Source organism: Streptomyces sp. NPDC059166, from assembly GCF_042755185.1.
Taxonomy (GTDB): Bacteria; Actinomycetota; Actinomycetes; order Streptomycetales; family Streptomycetaceae; genus Streptomyces.
This window is the reverse complement of record NZ_JBHZCI010000027.1, coordinates 57,174-75,914: the sequence shown is the minus strand read 5'-3', so window position 1 is coordinate 75,914 and position 18,741 is coordinate 57,174. Positions and strand designations below refer to the sequence as shown.

Sequence of the window (18,741 nt, the reverse complement as noted above, 5' to 3'; positions counted from 1 at the left end):
GCTGCGCGCAACCGACAGAGGATGTCCGGGGCCGTGGTGTCCCGTCCCCCTTCCTGACCGCATCCGCACGTTGCCGACGGCCCACGGGTCCGTCGGCCGTTGCATGAGTACCTCCGGGATGGCCTAAGCCCCATGAGCTGGTTCGAATCATTCGTCCTGGGCCTCGTTCAGGGACTGACCGAGTTCCTGCCGATCTCCTCCAGCGCCCATCTGCGGCTGACCGCGGCGTTCGCGGGCTGGCACGACCCTGGAGCCGCGTTCACCGCCATCACCCAGATCGGAACCGAGGCCGCGGTCCTCATCTACTTCCGCAAGGACATCGCCCGGATCGTCTCCGCCTGGTTCCGGTCTCTGACGAACTCGGCGATGCGCAGTGACCACGACGCCCAGATGGGCTGGCTGGTCATCATCGGCTCGCTTCCGATCGGCGTCCTCGGTCTGGCCTTCAAGGACCAGATCGAGGGCCCCTTCCGTGACCTCCGTCTGATCGCAACGACCCTGATCGTCCTCGGCATCGTCCTCGGCGTCGCGGACCGGCTCGCGGCGCGCGACGAGACCGGGGGCAAGCACCGGGCGATCAAGGAACGCAAGTCGCTGAGGGAACTGGGCGTCAAGGACGGTCTGATCTTCGGCTTCTGCCAGGCGATGGCGCTGGTCCCGGGTGTCTCCCGCTCCGGCGCCACGATCAGCGGTGGTCTCCTGATGGGCTACACGCGTGAGGCGGCGGCCCGCTACTCCTTCCTCCTGGCGATCCCCGCGGTACTGGCCTCCGGTGTGTTCGAGCTGAAGGACGCCGGCGAGGGACACGTCTCCTGGGGGCCGACGATCTTCGCGACGCTCATCGCCTTCGCGGTCGGTTACGCGGTCATCGCATGGTTCATGAAGTTCATCACGACCAAGAGCTTCATGCCGTTCGTGATCTACCGCGTCGCCCTGGGCATCCTGCTGTTCGTCCTGATCGGAGCAGGTGTCCTGAGCCCGCACGCGGGCGAGTCCGCGGGCTGACGGAGGACCTGCGCGGTGGCTCCCGGACCGGTGGGGTCCGGGAGCCGGTCATTTCGCCGATGCCCATGGGAGTGCGGCGGCGGAAGGCTGGGACCCGGCCGCCCGGTCGTGGGGCGGCCGTCGTCCGCCGCCTCCGTTCCCCCACCACCGGGAGTCCCCGTGCCTCTGTCCCGCCCCGCCGGCGCCGCCCTTGTCGCCCTGGCGCTCGCGTCGGTCACCGTACCGGCCCACGCCGCGCCCCCCGCCGCGTCGGCGGAGGTGAACTACGTGGCCCTCGGCGACTCGTACTCCTCGGGGACGGGTGCCGGGAGCTACTCCGACCTCGCGTGCACCCGTAGCCGCAACGCCTATCCGGCGCTGTGGGCCGACGCGAACGGTCCGGCCTCCTTCACCTTCGCCGCGTGCGGCGGTGCGAAGATCCCCGACGTCCTGGACGACCAGGCCGGCGAACTGGACGAGGACACCACGCTGGTGAGTCTCAGTATCGGGGGCAACGACTCGGGGTTCGCCTCGACGATGCTCAGTTGCCAGTACTCGACGCAGTCCGCCTGCGAGCGCGCGCTGGAGACCGCCGCGGAGTACGTCGTGAACGAGCTGCCGGGTGAGCTGGACACCCTCTACGCGACCGTCCGCGACCGCGCGCCGCGCGCGGAGGTCGTGATCGTCGGCTATCCGCATCTGTACAAGGAGGGCGGGCTCTGCCTCGGCGGGCTCAGCTCCGCCAAGCGCTCCGCCGTCAACCGCGGATCGGACCTCCTCAACGAGACCATCGCGGACCGTGCGCGGGCGGCCGGATTCGCCTTCGCCGACGCAAGGCCCGCCTTCACCGGGCACGAGATCTGCACGAGCGACGCGTGGATCAGCGGCACGAACGTCCACCCGACGGCCGAGGGCCACGCGTCCGCCTACCTGCCGGCGTTCGACGCGGCGGTCGCGGGCGGCTGAGCCCGGTGGCCGGCCTCAGTAGACGTCGCGCACGTACCGCTTGCCGGCGGACAGCTGCTTGACGTACGCGGCGGCGGCGTCCTCCTGGAGTCCGCCGTGGGCCACGGCGATGTCCCGCAGGGCACGGTCCACGTCCTTCGCCATCCGGGAGGCGTCGCCGCACACGTAGAAGTGCGCACCGTCCTGAAGCCATGCCCAGAGCTGGGCGCCGTGCTCGCGCATCCGGTCCTGGACGTAGATCTTGGCGCGCTGGTCGCGGGAGAAGGCGGTGTCCAGCCGGGTCAGGACGCCCTCCCGGCGGAGGGTGTCCAGCTCGTCCTCGTAGTAGAAGTCGGTGGCCCTGCGCTGCTCGCCGAAGAACAGCCAGTTGGCGCCACGGTGGCCGAGGGCCCGCCGTTCACCGAGGAAGCCGACGAACGGGGCGACCCCGGTGCCCGGACCGACCATGATCATGGGGGTGGCGGGGTCGGCCGGGGGCCGGAAGTGCGGGGAACTCTGGACGAAGACCGGCACGCCGCTGCCCTCCTCCGCGTCCGCGAGGAAGGTGGAGGCCACTCCCTTGCGGACGGTCCCGTGACGGTTCTCGTAACGGACGACGGAGACGGTCGTGCGCACGAGTCCGGGGTCGGTGAGCGGGCTGGACGATATGGAGTAGAGCCTCGGCCGCAGGCGCGTGAGGGCTTCGGCCAACTCGGCCGCGGTGGCCCGGGCCGCGTGCTCGGCGATGACGTCGACTGCCTGGCGCCCCCAGGTCCACTGCGCGAGTTCGCCCTTGTTGTCCGGGCGCAGCAGCTTCCTCAGGGTGCGGTCCTGGGTGCGTTCGGCGACCAGGCGCAGCAGTCCCGGTGTGATCCTCGCGATGTCCAGGTGGCGGTGGAGCGCATCGCCGAGGGGCACGGCGCCCACGCCCCGCACGTCGACCGGCTCGGCGGCGTCCAGTCCGGTGACGGCCAGCCATTCCGCCACGAGTCCGGGGCAGTTGAGCGCCTCGACGCCGAGGGCGTCACCCGCCTCGTAGGCCAGGGGGACGGGGCTGTCCTGCGCGTCGAAGGTGAACCGCCTGACTTCCTTGGTCGCACCGGGGAGGCTGAGCAGTTCGTTGCCCACCAGCCGTGCGGTGACCGTCCTCGCGGCGCGAGTCGGTGCGGAAGGCGCGGGGGCCGCGGGCGCGGCGGCCGGCCGGGCGGTCGCGGGAGCGCGCGGGGTGGTGTCGGAGGCGGAGGGTGCGGCGTCGGTGCCGGACGCGGCACCGGCGAGTGCGGCGGAGACCTCGTCGAGCCACTGTCCGACCTGGACGTCGTAGTCCGGTTCGCAGTCCGTACGGGGCACGAGCCGGAGGGCGCCCAGTTCGCCGAGGCGTTCGTCGATCCGCCTGCCGTGGCCGCAGAAGTCGTCGTAGGAGGAGTCCCCGAGGGCGAGCACGGCGTAGCGGACTCCGTCGAGCCGCGGCGTGCCGGGGGCGTTGAGGGCGGCCCAGAACGCCGAACCGTTGTCGGGGGCGTCGCCGTCCCCGAACGTGCTGGTGACGACGAGGAGGTCGGCCGCGCCCGGAATGCCTTCCAGCGGGCGCTCGTCCATCCCTACGAGGGTGGCCGTGCGCCCGTCGGCTGTCAGCCGCCGTGCCGCGGAGGCGGCCACCTCCTCGGCGTTGCCGGTCTGCGAGGCCCACAGGACGAGGACCTCACGCCCGGGCGGGGCGTGTGATCCGGAGGGCTGTGCCTCCCGCGTCTCCGGGGTCCGGGAGAACATGCCGGCCAGCACCCCGTCGACCCACAGGGCGTGGTCCGGGTCGAAGGGCGCGTTCCGGGGCAGTACCGGGGCGCCTTCCACCGGCCGCGTGCCGAGACCCGCGAGGAAGCCGGACAGGTAGCGGCGTTCGGCGCCGGTCAGGACGGGAGGGGCGGGATCCGCGATGCCGAACACCGCGGCAAGCGGGGCGGCGGCGCCCGGGATTGGCGGGGCCGCGGCCTCGGGCGGCGCGGCGGTCACGGCGTCGACGGCCGCGACCTTGGCGAGCGTCACCGCGCAGACCTTGAACTCGGGCTGGAGGGAGACCGGGTCCACGGCGTCGCTGGTGACGGCGTTGACGCTGAGGTACTCGCCGAAGAGATCGTTCCAGTGGAAGGGCGCGAAACAGTCCCCGGGCCTCACCCGGTCGGTCACGACGGCGGGGAGCACCGCCCGGCCGCGGCGGGAGGCGACCTCGACCGGGTCGCCCTCCGTGATCGCGAGGGCGGCCGCGTCCCTGGGGTTGATCTCCACGAAGGGGCCGGGGTCGAGCCGGTTGAGCTTGGCGACCTTCCCCGTCCTGGTCATGGTGTGCCACTGGTGCTGCAGACGGCCGGTGTTGAGCACGAAGGGGAAGGCGTCGTCGGGCATCTCGGCGGGCGGCATGTGAGGGCGGGCGAGGAACACCGCGCGACGGCTCTCCGTGGGGAATGCCAGCCGGGGCACGCTGCCGTCGGGGCGCACGGCCAGGGTCTGGCTGACTCCGTCGTTGAGGTAGCGCACCGGGCTGCGCCCGGGTCCGTCGGGGGATGCGCTGGGCCACTGGACGGGGGTGCGGCGCAGCCGCTCGTAGCTGATTCCCCGCAGGTCGTAGCCGGTCCTCGGATTGTGTGCGCGCTTGATCTCCTCGAAGACCTCTTCGGCGCTGCCGTAGCGGAATGCGTCCTCGTAACCCATCTCGCGGGCGATCTCGGCGATGATGCGCCAGTCCGGCCAGGCGTCGCCCGGGGGATCGACCGCACGGGTGCCGAGGGTGAGATTCCGCTCGGAGTTGATCATGACACCTTCGGCCTCCGCCCAGAGCGCCGCGGGCAGGGTCACGTCGGCGTAGGCGTTGGTCTCGGTGTCGGCGAACACGTCCTGGGTGACGACGAACTCGGCGGCCTCCAGGCCCTCGATGACGGTGCGCCGGTTGGCGACGGATGCCACCGGGTTGGTGCAGATGATCCAGCAGGCCTTGATCTCGCCCTGCGACATGCGCCGGAACATCTCCACGGTCCCGGCGCCCGGCGCGTCCGTGCGCAGGGTTCCGGGGGCAAGACCCCAGAGGTCCTCGATGTGGGCACGGTCGTCGTCGGCCCCGAGCACGCGCTGGCCCGGCAGACCGGGTCCCATGTAGCCCATCTCGCGGCCGCCCATCGCGTTCGGCTGGCCGGTGAGCGAGAAGGGGCCGCTGCCCGGCCGGCAGATCGCGCCGGTGGCCAGGTGGAGGTTGATCAGGGCGTTGGTGTTCCAGGTGCCGTGGGTGCTCTGGTTGAGGCCCATCGTCCAGCAGCTCATCCACTCCCCCGCCTCCCCGATCCACCTGGCGGCCAGGCGGATGTCCTCCTCCGGGACGCCGGTGATCTCCGCGACCACGGCGGGCGGGTAGTCGCGCAGGAATCCGGGCATCGCCTCCCAGCCCTCGGTGTGCTCGGCGATGAACTCGGGGTCGGTGTGACCGTTCTCCACGAGGAGGTGCAGCAGGCCGTTGAGCAGGGCCAGGTCCGTGCCCGGACGGACGGGCAGGAAGAGCCCGGCCTTCTCGGCGGTGGCCGTCCGCCGGGGGTCCACGACGATCAGTCTGGCCCCCGCCTTCACCCGTTCCATGAGGCGGAGGAAGAGGATGGGGTGACAGTCCGCCATGTTCGAGCCGATCACGAGGAAGGTGTCCGCGTGGTCGAAGTCCTCGTACGAGCCGGGTGGGCCGTCGGCGCCGAGTGAGAGCTTGTAGCCGCTGCCGGCACTGGCCATGCAGAGCCGGGAGTTGGACTCGATCCAGCCGGTGCGGACGAAGCCCTTGGCCAGCTTGTTCGCCAGGTACTGCGCCTCGAGGGTCATCTGGCCGGAGACGTAGAGCGCGAGCGCGTCGGGCCCGTGCTCGTCGACGATCCCGCGCAGCCGCCGCGCGGTCTCCCTGACCGCGGCCTCCATGGGCGTCGGCGCGGGTTCCTCGCTGCGGTCCGCCCGTACCAGCGCGGTGCTGAGCCGGCCGGGCGCGGCGAGCATCTCGGCGCTCGTCGCCCCCTTCGTGCAGAGCCTGCCGCGGTTCGTGGGGTGGTCCTTGTCGCCCGTGGCCTTGAGGACCTTGCGGCGGCCGTCCGGCCCGCTTCCGATGTCGAGGACGATGCCGCATCCTACGCCGCAGTACGAACAGACCGTCCGCATCCGGGAGGGGGTGTCCGGCCGCGGATCCGGTGTGTTCATGGGCGGCCCTTCCTGAGGAGCGGTGGTACCGCGACGGTAGGAAACGTCCGTTTCCCAGGTGTCACACCGGACGATCAGGCGGGGTTACGTCGCCTGCACAGGCGTCGGCCCGGCGCGGTGAGGCCCGCCGGGCCCTCGGGACGGGATCGGGCGATAATCGCCGTTCCGGGCCGTTCGTACCGGCTCGTGAGTTGTCCCCCGATCGCTCCGGAGGCCCGCATGAGCGCCGACGACCTTCCCGTCATCGCGGCGGTGGACGGATCCACCCACGGCTGGGAGGCGCTCGGCTGGGCGGCCGCCGAGGCGCTGCGCCGTGACCGGCCGCTGGTGGTCGTCCACGTCCGTCCGTACACCGGGCGTACGGACGCGGAGAGCGATGTGCGGGAGGCCGGGGAGCTGCTGGACCGGGCCGTGGCGCGTACGTCCCGGTCGGCGCCCGGTCTGCGTGTCTCGACGCTGGCTCCGCTGGACTTCCCCTCGGCCGCGCTGGTCTCGCTCAGCCGGGACGCCTCGATGGTCGTGATGGGATCCCGCGGCCTCGGCGGGTTCCGCGCCCTGATGATCGGTTCGAACAGCCTGGCGACCGCGTCCATGGCGCAGTGTCCCGTGGTCGTGGTGCGCACCGGCCGGACGGACGGGTCGGAGGAAACCTCCGCGGACTTCGTGGCGGACGGGCGGGAGGAAACGTCCGCGGACGTCGTGGCGGGGGTGGCCGCGGACGAGAGCAGCGGGGCGGTGCTGGACTTCGCGTTCGAGGCGGCCGCCGCCAGGCCGGGCGCACGGCTGCGCGTGGTGCACGGATGGACGATGTTCTCCTCCCTGCTCGCGGGAGGTCCGGTCTTCGACAGCGAGGCGGCGTCGGCCTCTGCGGACCTGGCGCTCGCCGAGCTCACCGCGGGCAGGAGCGAGAGCCACCCCGAGGTGCGGGTGGTGCGCGAGCCGGTGCGCGGATCGGCCTCGCGCACCCTGGTCGCCGCCTCGGCCACCGCGGCGCTGACCGTCGTGGGGCGGCGCAAGGGCGGCGAGTCGCTCGGTCTCGGCCTCTCCCCCGTGGCCCAGACGACCGTGACGCACTCCCTCGGCCCGGTGGCCGTCGTCCCCGCCTGACCGCCGGCGCGGGACCGGCCCGGAGGACTCCGCCTCTCCCCGGCCCGACCGGCCGCCGCGCGGGTACGGGCCCCGGTGGCGGCGGCACGCCCCCTGTGCGCTGCTGATCTTCTGGACCACACTGGGACCGGACGGACGAGGGCGAGGAGGAGGCGCATGCCGATGTGGGGCGGGCGGCAGTCCGGCGCTCGAGCCGGCGGGGGTGACGGTCGGCCGTACGAACGGCTGCTGCGTTCCCGGGCCGGCCGTGGTGTCGCCGCCCTGTGCGCGGGAGCCCTGCCCGCTCTGGCGTTCCCGGCCCCGTCTCTCTGGTGGCTCGCGTACGTGGCGCTGGTGCCCTGGCTGCTGCTGGTGCGGTCGGCCGGGACCGGGCGCCGGGCGGCCGTCGACGGCTGGATCGGGGGCACGGGATTCATGCTCGCCGTGCACCACTGGCTGATGCCGAGCCTGCACGTGTTCATCCTGGTGCTCGCCGCCCTCCTGGGGCTTCTGTGGGCGCCATGGGGCCTGCTGGTCTCCCGGCTGCTCGGCGGTTCACCGTCCGTTCGGCGATCGGTCGCCGCGGTCGTCGTGGTGCCCTCCGGATGGCTGATGATCGAGCTCGTCCGCTCCTGGCAGGGCCTCGGTGGCCCCTGGGGCCTGCTGGGTGCGAGCCAGTGGCAGGTCCCGCCGGCGCTGCGGGTCGCCTCGGTGGGCGGGGTGTGGCTGCTCAGCCTGGGTGTGGTGGCGGTCAACACCGTGCTCACCCTGCTGATCGCCCTGCCGGCGGCCCGGCGCGCGGCGGGGGCCTGTGTACTGGTGGGTGCGGTCGTCGTGGGTGCGATCGCCGTGTGGGCGCCTCGGCCCCAGGAGAGCGGCAGGGCGCGGATCGCGGTCGTGCAGCCGGGTGTGGTCGAGGGCCCGGGCAGCGTGGGGCGCCGGTTCGACCGCAGTGAGCGGTTGACCCGTGAACTCGCCGGCCGCGATGTGGACCTGGTCGTCTGGGGCGAGAGCAGTGTGGGCGTCGACCTGTCACGGAGTCCCGGCACCGCGGACCGTCTCGCGTCGCTCTCGCGCCTGGTCGGAGCGGACCTGCTGGTCAACATGGACGCCCGGCGCACGGACGGGCCCCACAGCGCCGGGATCTACAAGTCCGCCGTACTGGTGGGCCCGCGGGGGCCGACCGGTGACCGCTACGACAAGATGCGCCTGGTGCCGTTCGGTGAGTACGTGCCTGCCCGCGGGGTGCTCGGCTGGGCGACCTCGGTGGGCAAGGCGGCGGGCGAGGACCGTCTGCGGGGCACCGCGCCCGTGGTGATGGACGTGCCCGGGGCGGACGGTCTGCGCATCGGCCCGCTGGTGTGCTTCGAGACCGCCTTCCCGGACATGAGCCGGGAACTGGTGAGGGAGGGTGCTCGGCTGCTGGTGGCGCAGTCGTCGACCTCGACGTTCCAGCACAGCTGGGCGCCCGCGCAGCACGCCTCGCTGGCCGCCCTCCGCGCCGCCGAGACAGGCCGCCCCATGGTGCACGCGACACTCACCGGCGTGAGCGTCGCGTACGGCCCGCGGGGTGAGCGGCTGGGCGCACCGATCGGCACGGACGACACCGCGGCCACCGTCTACGACGTTCCGCTGGCCCACGGAACCACCCTCTACGTCCGGCTGGGCGCCTGGCCGGTGTACGGCGCTCTGGCGGTGATGGCCGTGTTCCTCGGAGCCGCGGGGGCCAGGGCCGTCAGGACGCCTACTCCGAGACGTCCAGAAGGATCCGCTCGCACAGCCGGTGGGTCTCCAGAGCGTCCCGGGCGCTGAGCACCACACCGGCCCGCACGGCGTCCAGGAAGGACAGCACGCACTGTTCGATACCGCGCTGCCGGGCGACGGGCACCCAGTCGCCGCGCCGCCGCAGGGTCGGCTGGCCCTTGTGGTCGACGACGTCCGCGAGGTTGACGACCTGCCTCTTGGAATCCTGCCCGGACACCTCGAGGATCTCCTCGGTCGACCCGTTGAGCCGGTTCATCATGCCGATCGCCGTGAATCCGTCGCCGGACAGCTGCAGGACCACGTGGTGCATGAGGCCATCGGCGATCCTGGCGCGGACGTCGACGGCGGTCACCGGGCCGGGGACGAGGAAGCGCAGGGTGTCGACGACGTGGATGAAGTCGTCGAGCACCATGGTCCGGGGATCCTCCGGGAGTCCCACCCTGTTCTTCTGCAGGAGGATGAGGTCGCGGGGGTGCTCCGCGCACTGGGCGTAGGACGGGGCGAGCCTGCGGTTGAATCCCACGGCGAGACCGACTCCGCGCTCCTCGGCCGAGGTCACCAGCCGCTCGGATTCGTGGAGTTCGTAGGCGAGCGGCTTGTCCACGTAGGTCGGGACGCCCGCTTCGAGGAGTCGTCCCACGATCTCCGCGTGCGCGGCGGTCGGTGCGTGCACGAACGCCGCGTCCAGGCCCTGGTCGAGCAGCGAGGTCAGGTCCTGGTGGCATCGGACCGGGGGGATCCGGTGCGCCGCGGCTACGGCTTCCAGCGTCGCCGGGGTACGGGTCTGGAGATGCAGTTCGACATCCGGCAGTGCCGTCACCACCGGCAGGTACGCCTTCCGCGCGATGTCGCCGAGTCCGATGCAGCCGACCTTCACGAGTTCTCCCTGTCGCCTTGACCAGGGGCTTGTCACGGTCGCGTGCTCCGCTCCCCCTGGCCCCGGCAGCATACGTGCGAGGAAGCGGCTCCCGGTCGGCGACGCCGTGGAACGTACGCGGGAGACCCGGGCCGAGGCGGCGGCTGTGCCTGCGCGCACCGGGCCGCGACGGGAGCCACAGCCGGAGGGCGCGCGCACCGGGCCGGCGACGGGAACCACGGCCGGGGTACCGGGCAGCGGCGGTCCACCGGAAGCGGGTACGAAGGCCACGCCGGGCGCCGCGGGAACCAGAGAGGGTTCACTCGCCGGGCGTGGCTCCCCCGAGCCGCTGTTCCATCCGCCCGAGGAAGGCGCGGACCGCGTCGCCGTAGCCGTCGTCCTCCAGGACCCCCGCGGTCTCCCAGGCCCGGTCCAGATGGATCCCGGCAGCCTCGAAGCGCTGGAGCTTGACGTAGTCCGCCGCCAGGTTGAGGTGCAGCAGAGGCACGAGCGCCCCCACCGCCGACGCGTCCCCTTCCCTCCCCGGCGCGCCCGCCGGGCCCTCCGCCGCGGTCAGCGCCCTCAGATCCCACGCCAGCTCGTCCCCGGGGTCGTCCTGGGTGTCCGCCATGTAGTGCGCGAGGGTGCAGCGGTGCAGGGCGTCGCCGCACTCCCCGATCTCCGACCAGAGGGCCCCGAAGCGGTTCCTGGCCTCCTCCCGGTCCCCCGCGTGGAGCAGCATGATCGCCTGACCGATCCTGGTCATGACGGTGTCCCCCGACATTGCCCGCTGCTCCACGTCAGAGGTCTCCCTGATCCACGCCCGGCCTGTTCCGGTCGCTCAGACGCTAGCCGCAGGCGGCGGAAAACCCGTTCAGGCGCGGGCCCCGGCCGCCGGGCGGGTCACCTGCTCGCCCAGGTCCGGGATGCGCCAGTCGATGGGCTCGTGTCCCTGGGCGGCGACGGCCGCGTTGATCTGGGTGAAGGGACGGGAGCCGAACCACTTCTTGGCCGACAGGGGCGAGGGGTGCGCGCCCTTGACCACCACGTGACGGTCCTGGTCGATCAGGGGGATCTTCTTCTGGGCGTAGTTGCCCCAGAGTACGAAGACGGCCGGATCGGGCCGATCGGCCACCGCGCGGATCACCGCGTCGGTGAACTTCTCCCAGCCCTTGCCCTTGTGCGAGTTGGCCTGGCCGCCGCGGACGGTCAGCACGGCGTTGAGCAGGAGCACGCCCTGCCGGGCCCACGGCATCAGGTATCCGTTGTCCGGGACCGGCAGGCCGAGCTCGTCGTTCATCTCCTTGTAGATGTTGCGCAGGGAGGGAGGTGTCCTGACCCCGGGCCTGACCGAGAAGCAGAGTCCGTGCCCCTGGCCCTCGCCGTGGTACGGGTCCTGTCCGAGGACGAGCACCTTGACCTGGTCGTAGGGGGTGGCCTCGAGAGCGGCGAAGACCTGGTCGCGCGGCGGGTGCACCGGCCCCTCGGCCCGCTCCTTCTCGACGAAGTCGGTGAGCTCCTCGAAGTAGGGCTTCTGCAGCTCTTCTCCGAGGACGCCGCGCCAGGACTCGGGCAGCAGGTCGGTGTCGGTCACGTCCACAACCTCCGGTGAGCAATCGGTTCTTGTCCACAGAACCTACCGGGGGGCCACTGACACCGGCACCGCCCCGGTCCCCCTACCAGCTGGTCTTGCGGTACAGCTCCCACATCTGCATGACCGTCTGCGGGTCGAGGGCACGCTCTCCGCCCCCGATGTCCTCCCCGGAGGCGACGTAGAGCTTGCCCTGCCACAGGGGCAGCAGGCGCACGTCCTTGACGAGGATCTCCTGGGCCCGCTTGAACTGCTGGGAGACGGCGCCGCGGTCGCTCTCCTGGCGGGAGGACGGCAGCAGGTCATCGGTGATCTCGCTGCTCAGGTACGGCGTACCCGTGACGCTCTCCTTGCCGACGAAGGGGGCGACGAAGTTGTCCGGGTCCGGGAAGTCGGGGAACCAGCCGCGGCCGAAGACCGGGTACTGCCCCTTGGTGAAGCCCTCCTGGAAGGACTTCCAGGGCGCGCTCTTCAGTGTGATCCGGAACAGGCCGGACGCCTCGAGCTGGCGCTTCAGCTCGGCGAACTCGGGGGCGGTGGAGGATCCGTAGCGGTCCGTGGTGTACCAGAAGGTCATCTTGACCGGCGCGGTGATGCCGGCGTCGGTGAGTATCGCCCTGGCCTTGTCGGCGTCCGGGTCGCCGTAGGTGTCGAAGAAGCTGGTCGTGTGCCCGGCGATGCCCTTGGGAACCATGGAGTAGAGCGGTTCGGCGGTGCCCCGGTAGACCTTGGCGACGAGGGCGTCGCGGTCGACGAGCTGGGCGATGGCCTGACGGACGGCGGACTTCCCCGCCGCCGGGTCCTTGGGGTTGAAGACCAGGAAGCGGATGTCGGCCCCGGTGGACTCGACGATCTGCAGACCCTTGTTGTCCTTCTTGTTGTCCTCCAGGCCGATGACCTCCTCGGCGGTCAGACCACGGTAGGTGGCGTCGATCTCCTTCTTCTTCAACGCGTCGACCATGCGGGCCGAGTCGTCGAAGTAGCGGATCGTGACCGAGTCGTTCTTGCGGTCCGCGAACCCCTTGTAGCCGGGGTTCCTGGTCAGCTCGGCCTGCTTGCCCGGCTCGTACGAGTCGAGGACGTAGGGTCCTGATCCGGTGACCTTCCCGTCGTCGCGGATGCTGTCCGCCGGGTAGTCGCCGGGGGCCACGAGGGACATCGCCGGGGTCGCGAGGATGAAGGGGAAGGTCGCGTCCGCCTTGGACAGGTGGAAGATGACCGTGTCGTCGCCCTTGGTCTCCACCCGGTCCAGAGATCCGAGGAGACCGGCGGGACCGCCCTTGACCTTGATCTTGGCGATCCGGTCGATGGAGTACTTCACCGCCTCGGCGTCGATCTTCTCCCCGTTGGAGAACTTCAGCCCGGAGCGCAGCGTGCACCGGTACGCCATGCTCGTGGCGTCCGTGAACCTGCATTCCTGCGCGGCGTCCGGCTCGGGACTCGTGCTGCCGGTCGGGAAGCTCACGAGGGTCTGGAAGACGTTCCTCATCAGCTCCCAGGATCCGTCCCAGGCGGCAGCCGGGTCGAGGGTCGAGGGCGAACTCGTCGTTCCGACCGATATCTCCTGATCGACTTCCGAGCTGCTGTCGGACAGCAGACCGCAACCGGTCAGCACAGAAAGGGAAGCAAGGGCTGCAGCAACCTGCAGGCCGGCCCGGTAGAACACGTGCACGCTCCTCGATCAGCCGTGGGTCGGCAGACCATACCGCAGTGCCCCACCGGAACAATTCACAGGCCCGGCGGGGCACTTGACTCAATCAGGGCCAAACTGGCGCAGTCCTCCCTCAGGCCACGCCGGCGTTCAGGAAAATACCGCCGTCGACGACGAGCGTCTGCCCCGTGACCCAGTCGGACTGCCCGGAGGTGAGGAACGCCGCCGCGCCTCCGATGTCCTGGGGGACACCGAGTCGGCCCAGCGGGTAGGCGGCGGCCGCCTCGGCCTCCCTGCCCTCGTACAGCGCCTCCGCGAACTTGGTCTTCACCACGGCCGGCGCGATCGCGTTGACCCGTACGACCGGCGCGAACTCGTGCGCCAGCTGGAGGGTCAGGTTGACCATGGCCGCCTTGCTCATCCCGTAGGCGCCGATGAACGGCGACGCGGAGACCCCCGCGACCGAGGCGATGTTGACGATGGCGCCGCCGTTCTCCCGCTGCCACGCCTTCCAGGTCTGCTGGGCGAAGCCGAGCGCGGAGATCACATTGGTCTCGTAGACCTTGCGGGCGACGTTGAGGTCGAGCTCGGCCATCGGCCCGAAGACGGGGTTGGTACCGGCGTTGTTGACCAGGTAGTCGACGCGGCCGAAGGCCTCCATGGCGCGGTCGACGGCGGCCGCCTGGTGGGCCTCGTCGTGCGCCTTGCCCGCGATCCCGACGGCCCGGTCGGCGCCGAGCTTCTCCACGGCCTCCTTGAGGGCGTCCTCGCCCCGGCCGGTGATCACCACACGGTCACCCCGGGCCACGAACGCCTCGGCGATCCCGTACCCGATGCCGCGGCTCGCGCCGGTGATCAGCGCGACCTTGCCGCTGTCCTGCACAGTCATGTTGTACGCAGCCCTTCCGGGGTCAGTTGAGCGGTCCGCCGGCGACGTACATGACCTGTCCGGACACGAAGCCCGCTTCCTCGCCGGTGAAGAAGGCGATCGCGTTGGCGATGTCCTCGGGGCGTCCCACACGCTGCACCGGGATCTGGGTCGCGGCGGCGGCCTGGAACTCCTCGAAGCCCATCCCGACCCGTGCGGCGGTCTGGGCGGTCATCTCGGTGACGATGAAGCCGGGGGCGACGGCGTTGGCGGTCACCCCGAACTTGCCGAGCTCCTTGGCGAGCGTCTTGGTGAAGCCCTGGAGGCCCGCCTTCACCGCCGAGTAGTTGGCCTGACCGCGGTTGCCCAGCGCGGACGAGGAGGAGAGCGAGACGATCCGGCCGAACTTGGCCTCCACCATGTGCGACTGAACGGCCTTGGCCATCAGGAACGCGCCCTTGAGGTGCACGTTCATCACGGTGTCCCAGTCGGACTCGCTCATCTTGAACAGCAGGTTGTCGCGGAGCACGCCCGCGTTGTTGACGAGGATCGTCGGAGCGCCGAGCTCGGCGGCCACCCGCGCGACGGCGGCTTCCACCTGGGCGCTGTCCGACACGTCGCAGCCGACGGCGAGAGCCTTGCCCCCCGCGGCGGTGATCTTCTCGACGGTGTCCTTGCACGCCGCCTCGTCGAGGTCGAGTACGGCGACGGCGCGGCCCTCGGCCGCCAGTCGTACGGCGGTGGCGGCGCCGATGCCCCGTGCCGCTCCCGTCACGATGGCGACGCGCTGCTCGGTGGTGGACATGCTTGGTTCTCCTCGCCCTTGGAATGCGGCTCAGCGGACGTCAGGAAGTTCCCGATGACTGAGCAACCGCTTAGTACCTTCAGCAGACGAGACGCTAGAAGCCCTGGCACCCGGTGTCAACGGCCCACGGGCGTACGGACGCATGTCACACCGGCCGGCTCCGCCCCCGCACGACCGGTGAGGGCGGAGCCGGCCGCCGGATCAGCGCACCAGCAGGTCGAGCAGGCGCTCGACCTCCGCCGCCGGGTCGGTGGTCAGGCCGCTGTGCACGACGCCCGGCTGCACGACCGTGGAACGCGGCGCGATCAGCCACCGGAAGCGCCTCCCCGCGTCGTCCCCGGCAGCCTGTCCCGCCGCCTCACCGCCGCCGCAGACCCCTTCCACGGCGCGCAGCGCGGCACGCACCCCACGCACGTCCGCCTGCGGATCCAGCGCCATGAGTTTGCGTTCGTCCAGGTGGGTGCGGGCGGCGACGAACGACTTGGCGCGGCAGTAGACGAGCACCCCCGCGTTGAAGCACTCACCGCGCTCGACCCGGGGAACGACGCGCAGGACCGCGTACTCGAAGACGTCTCGCTTGCTCATCGGCCACCGTCCTTGCCGTCACTCCCGGCCGCCGGCTGCGCGCCCCGGTCCTTCCTGGTGGGGTGGGGCCAGGGCGTCAGGTGCTCGGTGAGCCACCCGGGGGCCTGGGAGGGGCGGGGCTTCGAGGGCCCTTCGAGGACGATGCGCCCGTGGATGCCCTCGGCGCGCGCCAGCAGCGGCTCGACGTAGGCCCTGCGGAGCTGTTCCGTGGTCTCGAATCCCGGCTCGCCCTCCAGCCAGGCGTCGGGCACCTGCGCCGTCACCTCGGTGAGCAGTTCCTCCGTGACCAGCGGAGCGAGTTCGGCCGCCGCGGCGGCGACGTCGGGCCCGAACGGTGCGAGGACGTGGTCGGAGGCGTTGTACGGCTTGGCTGCGGAGGCCTGCGCCCCGGGCCAGTTGTGGTGCCAGATCATGGTGGCGCCGTGGTCGATCAGCCAGGGCTCACCGTGCCATACGAGCATGTTGGGATTCCGCCAGGACCGGTCCACGTTGTTGATCAGCGCGTCGAACCAGACCACCTTCCCCGCCTCCGCGGCGGAGACCTCGTAGGCGAGGGGGTCGAAGCCGATGGAGCCGGGCAGGTAGTCCATCCCGAGATTGAGTCCGGCGCTGGCCTTGAGGAGCTCCTGCACCTCCTGGTCCGGTTCGGCCAGGCCGATGACGGGGTCGAGCTGGATCGTCACCAGCTCCGGGACCCGCAGGCCGAGCCTCCGGCCCAGCTCCCCGCAGATCACCTCCGCCACCAGGGTCTTGCGCCCCTGCCCGGCTCCGGTGAACTTCATGACGTACGTGCCCAGGTCGTCGGCCTCGACGATCCCGGGGAGCGATCCGCCCTCACGCAGCGGCGTGACATAGCGGGTCGCTACGACCTCTTCCAGCACTTCCTGCGGCCACCAATCTCTTCAGCCTTCTCGTCCACGGACAGTCTCTCCGGGGGCCTGGAGGCAGGAACCACCGGCCGACGGCACCGGGGGAATCCGGGAGGACCGGGCCGGCGAGCCGGTGTCCCCGCTCCCCGAGCAGACCGCCGATGGCGCCGGGCCCGTTGCCGCAGGCGTCCGGCGCGAGGTGAGCATAGTAACCGAGGGTGATCGTCGGCGAGGGGCGTCCGAGCGGCCGGGCCGGGAGCGCGGCGCGCCCTCCTGCCACCGTCCGCACGCACCGGCGTGCGTGCTCACAGGCTCAGGGCCAGGACCCTCGCGTTGCGCCCGGGGTCCAGGGACCGCGACCAGTCGCCCGGTGCCTGCCCGGGGCGGGCGGGCACGAAGCCGTGGCGGAGGAAGAGGCGGCCGCCGCCGGTCGTCGCGGTGAACAGGGTCGACAACGCCCGGCACCGGGCACGGGCGATCGCCGCGTACAGCAGCCGGCCGCCCATGCCCGAGCCCTGCCGGTGGCCGGCGACGCAGAAGTTGTACAACACCCCTGCCGAGGCGTGCTCGCGGAGTCCGACGCAGCCCTCCAGGGTCCCGTCGGGGACCTGCGCCACGAGGAAGTCGGACGCTCTCGCCACGTAGAGGGAGAGGGGCCGTTCCCGCAGTTCGCCGGTGCGGGCGAAGGGCCCGGACAGTGAGGCGAGCGCCGGCCCTTCGGACTCGCGCGCCGGCCGCACGGCGAAGCCCGGGTCGCGATCCGGCGAGCCGGCTGCCGGTGGCTGTGCGGCGGAGATGGCCGTGGCCAAGGGGTTCCTTCCTCTGTGGGCACCGTTCGCGGGCAGGGGCAACTCCCGGACGGCACCCGTGAACGCCGGGGCGGAGGGACGGCCCGGCGGATGTCCTGCCCGCGCACGGCGGGGTGGTCCTCGAACCCGATCAGCCCGGCGTTCCCGCCGACCGCCCGGCCCGCGCACGACGAGGTGGTCAGGGGCGGCGGGGGCGCCGCCCCTGACTCTTCGCGCCCGGCAGGAGATCCGGGGTCACGCGCGGGCCCGGGCGGCGCGGACGGCCGATCAGATCCCGGTGGCCTCCGCGAGGGAGCGTGGGCGCAGGTCCGTCCAGTGCGTCTCGACGTACTCCAGGCACTCCGCTCGCCCGGCCTCCTCGAAGGCGACCGTCCAGCCACCTGGGACCTCGGCGAACGACGGCCAGAGGGAGTGCTGGCCCTCGTCGTTGACGAGGACCAGGAAGCGGCCGTCCTCGTCGTCGAATGGGTTGGTGCTCATATCGGTGTCCTCCTGGGGCCGATCGGATCCCGGCTGCTTAGGTTAGGCTCGCCTAATCGCAGATAGTAACGTCCCCCCGTCACGCCTCACAAGGAGACCCCCGATGCCTGGACCCGCTGTCCCGAGCGGCTCCGCCGACCCGTTCGCCGCCTTCGGCATCCACGGAACCCCCGGCACGGCGGAGTTCTGGGCTGCCGCCGGGCCCGCGTGCGCCGCCGCCGGAGAGGGAGGCTGGACCGCACTCCTCCTCCGGCGCGGCGCCTCCCCGGCCGACGTCGAGTTCGAGGGCTGGTCCGATCCGGTGCCGATGCTCCGGTGGCGCGGGACGGACTGCTGGTACGCCACGGTGCCGATGCCCGCCCGTCTCAGGGTCACCTACCGGTTCCGCACCGGACTCGGGCCGTCCGCCGACCCGCTCAACCCTTCGGGGGCCGGCGGGGAGCGTTCACTCCTCGCCACTCCCGACGCTCCCCCGCAGCCGCACTGGCCCCTCGTGGGCGCCGACGACGTGCTGCCCCTTCCTCGGACCCGCGTCCGGTGGGCGAGCGAGCGGCTCGGCGGACGCCGCACGGTGCGGGTCCACCCCGTGGCCGGGGGCGGTCCGGTGGTCCTGCTGCTCGACGGGGACGACTGGCTGCACCTCCACCCCGCCGTGACCGCGTTCGACGCCGCCGCGGCCGCCGGGGACATGCCCCCGGTCACCCTGGTCTTCGTCCCGGCCAAGGACCGGGCGGCCGAGTTCGGCTGCAGGCCGGACCTGTGGGAGGCGATCCGCGACGAACTCCTGCCGCTGGTGGCTGACTGCGGCGTGTCCGCGGACCTGAGCCGCCTCGTGGCCGCCGGGCAGAGCCTCGGCGGTCTCAGCGCGGTGTACGCCGCCCTGGAGTTCCCGGAGATCGTGTCCCGCGTGGCCTGCCAGTCAGGGGCGTTCTGGTGGACACCTGAGGCCGCCGGGCTCGCGGACCCGCTGGGCGGGCCGGCCGGCGGGGTGATCGCCGAGCGGCTGCGCGAGCGCCCCGCCCCGGCCGGACTGCGGATCGCGTTCGACCTGGGCGAGCACGAGACGCGTATGCGGCCGCATTGCGAGCGGGTCGAGGCACTGGCCGGACAGGCCGGCGTCACCGCGCGGATCTCCCGCTCCGCCGCCGGGCACGACCGGGTGGGCTGGCGGCACGCACTGCTGCGCGACGTCGCCTGGGCCCTGGCCTGACGGGACGGCAGCGGACGGGCTGG

Annotated in this window: 16 protein-coding genes; 5 read left to right on the top strand and 11 right to left on the bottom strand. The window is 71.9% G+C overall.

Features of this window, described 5'->3' with window-relative positions; translation table 11 throughout:
• The first annotated feature begins 132 nt into the window (after positions 1 to 132).
• Both ACFXOA_RS20990 and ACFXOA_RS20985 read left to right on the top strand, forming a co-directional pair.
• Positions 133 to 1,005: an undecaprenyl-diphosphate phosphatase gene (locus tag ACFXOA_RS20990; protein WP_385030443.1), complete on the top strand. Its 873-nt coding sequence runs from the start codon at positions 133 to 135 to the stop codon at positions 1,003 to 1,005.
• A 159-nt stretch (positions 1,006 to 1,164) separates the two neighbouring features.
• Positions 1,165 to 1,950 (top strand): SGNH/GDSL hydrolase family protein, encoded by a 786-nt coding sequence (locus ACFXOA_RS20985; RefSeq protein ID WP_385030440.1) that lies wholly within the window; start codon positions 1,165 to 1,167, stop codon positions 1,948 to 1,950.
• 15 nt (positions 1,951 to 1,965) lie between these two features.
• Here ACFXOA_RS20985 and ACFXOA_RS20980 read toward each other — a convergent pair whose 3' ends face one another.
• Positions 1,966 to 6,144 carry a molybdopterin-dependent oxidoreductase gene (locus ACFXOA_RS20980; RefSeq protein ID WP_385030437.1) on the bottom strand — a complete coding sequence of 1,393 codons (4,179 nt, stop codon included), beginning with the start codon at positions 6,142 to 6,144 and terminating at the stop codon, positions 1,966 to 1,968.
• 219 nt (positions 6,145 to 6,363) lie between these two features.
• On the opposite strand from ACFXOA_RS20980, the gene ACFXOA_RS20975 reads away from it, so the two are divergent.
• Both ACFXOA_RS20975 and lnt read left to right on the top strand, forming a co-directional pair.
• Positions 6,364 to 7,251, top strand: a complete 888-nt coding sequence (locus tag ACFXOA_RS20975; protein WP_385030434.1) for a universal stress protein — start codon at positions 6,364 to 6,366, stop codon at positions 7,249 to 7,251.
• Positions 7,252 to 7,407: 156 nt separating this feature from the next.
• Entirely contained in the window at positions 7,408 to 9,042 is a 1,635-nt protein-coding gene (lnt, locus tag ACFXOA_RS20970; RefSeq protein WP_385030431.1) for an apolipoprotein N-acyltransferase, read from the top strand.
• Here lnt and ACFXOA_RS20965 read toward each other — a convergent pair.
• The 10 genes from ACFXOA_RS20965 to ACFXOA_RS20920 form a co-directional block, all read right to left on the bottom strand.
• Positions 8,975 to 9,871, bottom strand: coding sequence for a Gfo/Idh/MocA family protein (locus ACFXOA_RS20965; RefSeq protein WP_385030428.1), 897 nt, complete (start codon positions 9,869 to 9,871; stop codon positions 8,975 to 8,977). The two genes, lnt and ACFXOA_RS20965, sit on opposite strands and share 68 nt — an antisense overlap.
• Positions 9,872 to 10,169: 298 nt before the next feature.
• Entirely contained in the window at positions 10,170 to 10,634 is a 465-nt protein-coding gene (locus ACFXOA_RS20960; RefSeq protein WP_385030537.1) for a hypothetical protein, read from the bottom strand.
• Between the two features lie 90 nt (positions 10,635 to 10,724).
• On the bottom strand, positions 10,725 to 11,444 hold the full coding sequence (locus ACFXOA_RS20955) for a uracil-DNA glycosylase (RefSeq protein WP_385030425.1): 720 nt from the start codon (positions 11,442 to 11,444) through the stop codon (positions 10,725 to 10,727).
• Positions 11,445 to 11,526: 82 nt separating this feature from the next.
• Entirely contained in the window at positions 11,527 to 13,107 is a 1,581-nt protein-coding gene (locus tag ACFXOA_RS20950; RefSeq protein ID WP_385030422.1) for an ABC transporter substrate-binding protein, read from the bottom strand.
• Between the two features lie 118 nt (positions 13,108 to 13,225).
• Positions 13,226 to 13,981: an SDR family oxidoreductase gene (locus ACFXOA_RS20945; protein WP_385030419.1), complete on the bottom strand. Its 756-nt coding sequence runs from the start codon at positions 13,979 to 13,981 to the stop codon at positions 13,226 to 13,228.
• Between the two features lie 22 nt (positions 13,982 to 14,003).
• Positions 14,004 to 14,765 (bottom strand): 3-oxoacyl-ACP reductase FabG, encoded by a 762-nt coding sequence (gene fabG / locus ACFXOA_RS20940; RefSeq protein ID WP_385030416.1) that lies wholly within the window; start codon positions 14,763 to 14,765, stop codon positions 14,004 to 14,006.
• Between the two features lie 201 nt (positions 14,766 to 14,966).
• Complete coding sequence (locus ACFXOA_RS20935; protein WP_385030413.1) at positions 14,967 to 15,350, bottom strand: DUF3037 domain-containing protein; 384 nt, start codon at positions 15,348 to 15,350, stop codon at positions 14,967 to 14,969.
• Positions 15,347 to 16,231: a HipA family kinase gene (locus tag ACFXOA_RS20930; RefSeq protein WP_385030410.1), complete on the bottom strand. Its 885-nt coding sequence runs from the start codon at positions 16,229 to 16,231 to the stop codon at positions 15,347 to 15,349. Before ACFXOA_RS20930 ends, ACFXOA_RS20935 begins: the two co-directional genes overlap by 4 nt.
• Before the next feature lie 293 nt (positions 16,232 to 16,524).
• Positions 16,525 to 17,028 carry a GNAT family N-acetyltransferase gene (locus ACFXOA_RS20925; RefSeq protein WP_385030408.1) on the bottom strand — a complete coding sequence of 168 codons (504 nt, stop codon included), beginning with the start codon at positions 17,026 to 17,028 and terminating at the stop codon, positions 16,525 to 16,527.
• A gap of 267 nt (positions 17,029 to 17,295) precedes the next feature.
• Positions 17,296 to 17,508, bottom strand: coding sequence for an MbtH family protein (locus ACFXOA_RS20920; RefSeq protein ID WP_385030405.1), 213 nt, complete (start codon positions 17,506 to 17,508; stop codon positions 17,296 to 17,298).
• Positions 17,509 to 17,611: 103 nt separating this feature from the next.
• Here ACFXOA_RS20920 and ACFXOA_RS20915 point away from each other — a divergent pair, with 103 nt between their 5' ends.
• Positions 17,612 to 18,718, top strand: coding sequence for an alpha/beta hydrolase-fold protein (locus tag ACFXOA_RS20915; protein WP_385030402.1), 1,107 nt, complete (start codon positions 17,612 to 17,614; stop codon positions 18,716 to 18,718).
• Positions 18,719 to 18,741: the final 23 nt, after the last annotated feature.

Excerpts from the sequence above, each read along its gene's own strand:
- ACFXOA_RS20990 (WP_385030443.1), top strand. The coding sequence starts at position 133 with ATGAGCTGGTTCGAATCATTCGTCCTGGGCCTCGTTCAGGGACTGACC.
- ACFXOA_RS20980 (WP_385030437.1), bottom strand. The coding sequence starts at position 6,144 with ATGAACACACCGGATCCGCGGCCGGACACCCCCTCCCGGATGCGGACG.
- ACFXOA_RS20975 (WP_385030434.1), top strand. The coding sequence starts at position 6,364 with ATGAGCGCCGACGACCTTCCCGTCATCGCGGCGGTGGACGGATCCACC.
- lnt (WP_385030431.1), top strand. The coding sequence starts at position 7,408 with ATGCCGATGTGGGGCGGGCGGCAGTCCGGCGCTCGAGCCGGCGGGGGT.
- ACFXOA_RS20960 (WP_385030537.1), bottom strand. The coding sequence starts at position 10,634 with ATGTCGGGGGACACCGTCATGACCAGGATCGGTCAGGCGATCATGCTG.
- ACFXOA_RS20945 (WP_385030419.1), bottom strand. The coding sequence starts at position 13,981 with ATGACTGTGCAGGACAGCGGCAAGGTCGCGCTGATCACCGGCGCGAGC.
- fabG (WP_385030416.1), bottom strand. The coding sequence starts at position 14,765 with ATGTCCACCACCGAGCAGCGCGTCGCCATCGTGACGGGAGCGGCACGG.
- ACFXOA_RS20935 (WP_385030413.1), bottom strand. The coding sequence starts at position 15,350 with ATGAGCAAGCGAGACGTCTTCGAGTACGCGGTCCTGCGCGTCGTTCCC.
- ACFXOA_RS20920 (WP_385030405.1), bottom strand. The coding sequence starts at position 17,508 with ATGAGCACCAACCCATTCGACGACGAGGACGGCCGCTTCCTGGTCCTC.
- ACFXOA_RS20915 (WP_385030402.1), top strand. The coding sequence starts at position 17,612 with ATGCCTGGACCCGCTGTCCCGAGCGGCTCCGCCGACCCGTTCGCCGCC.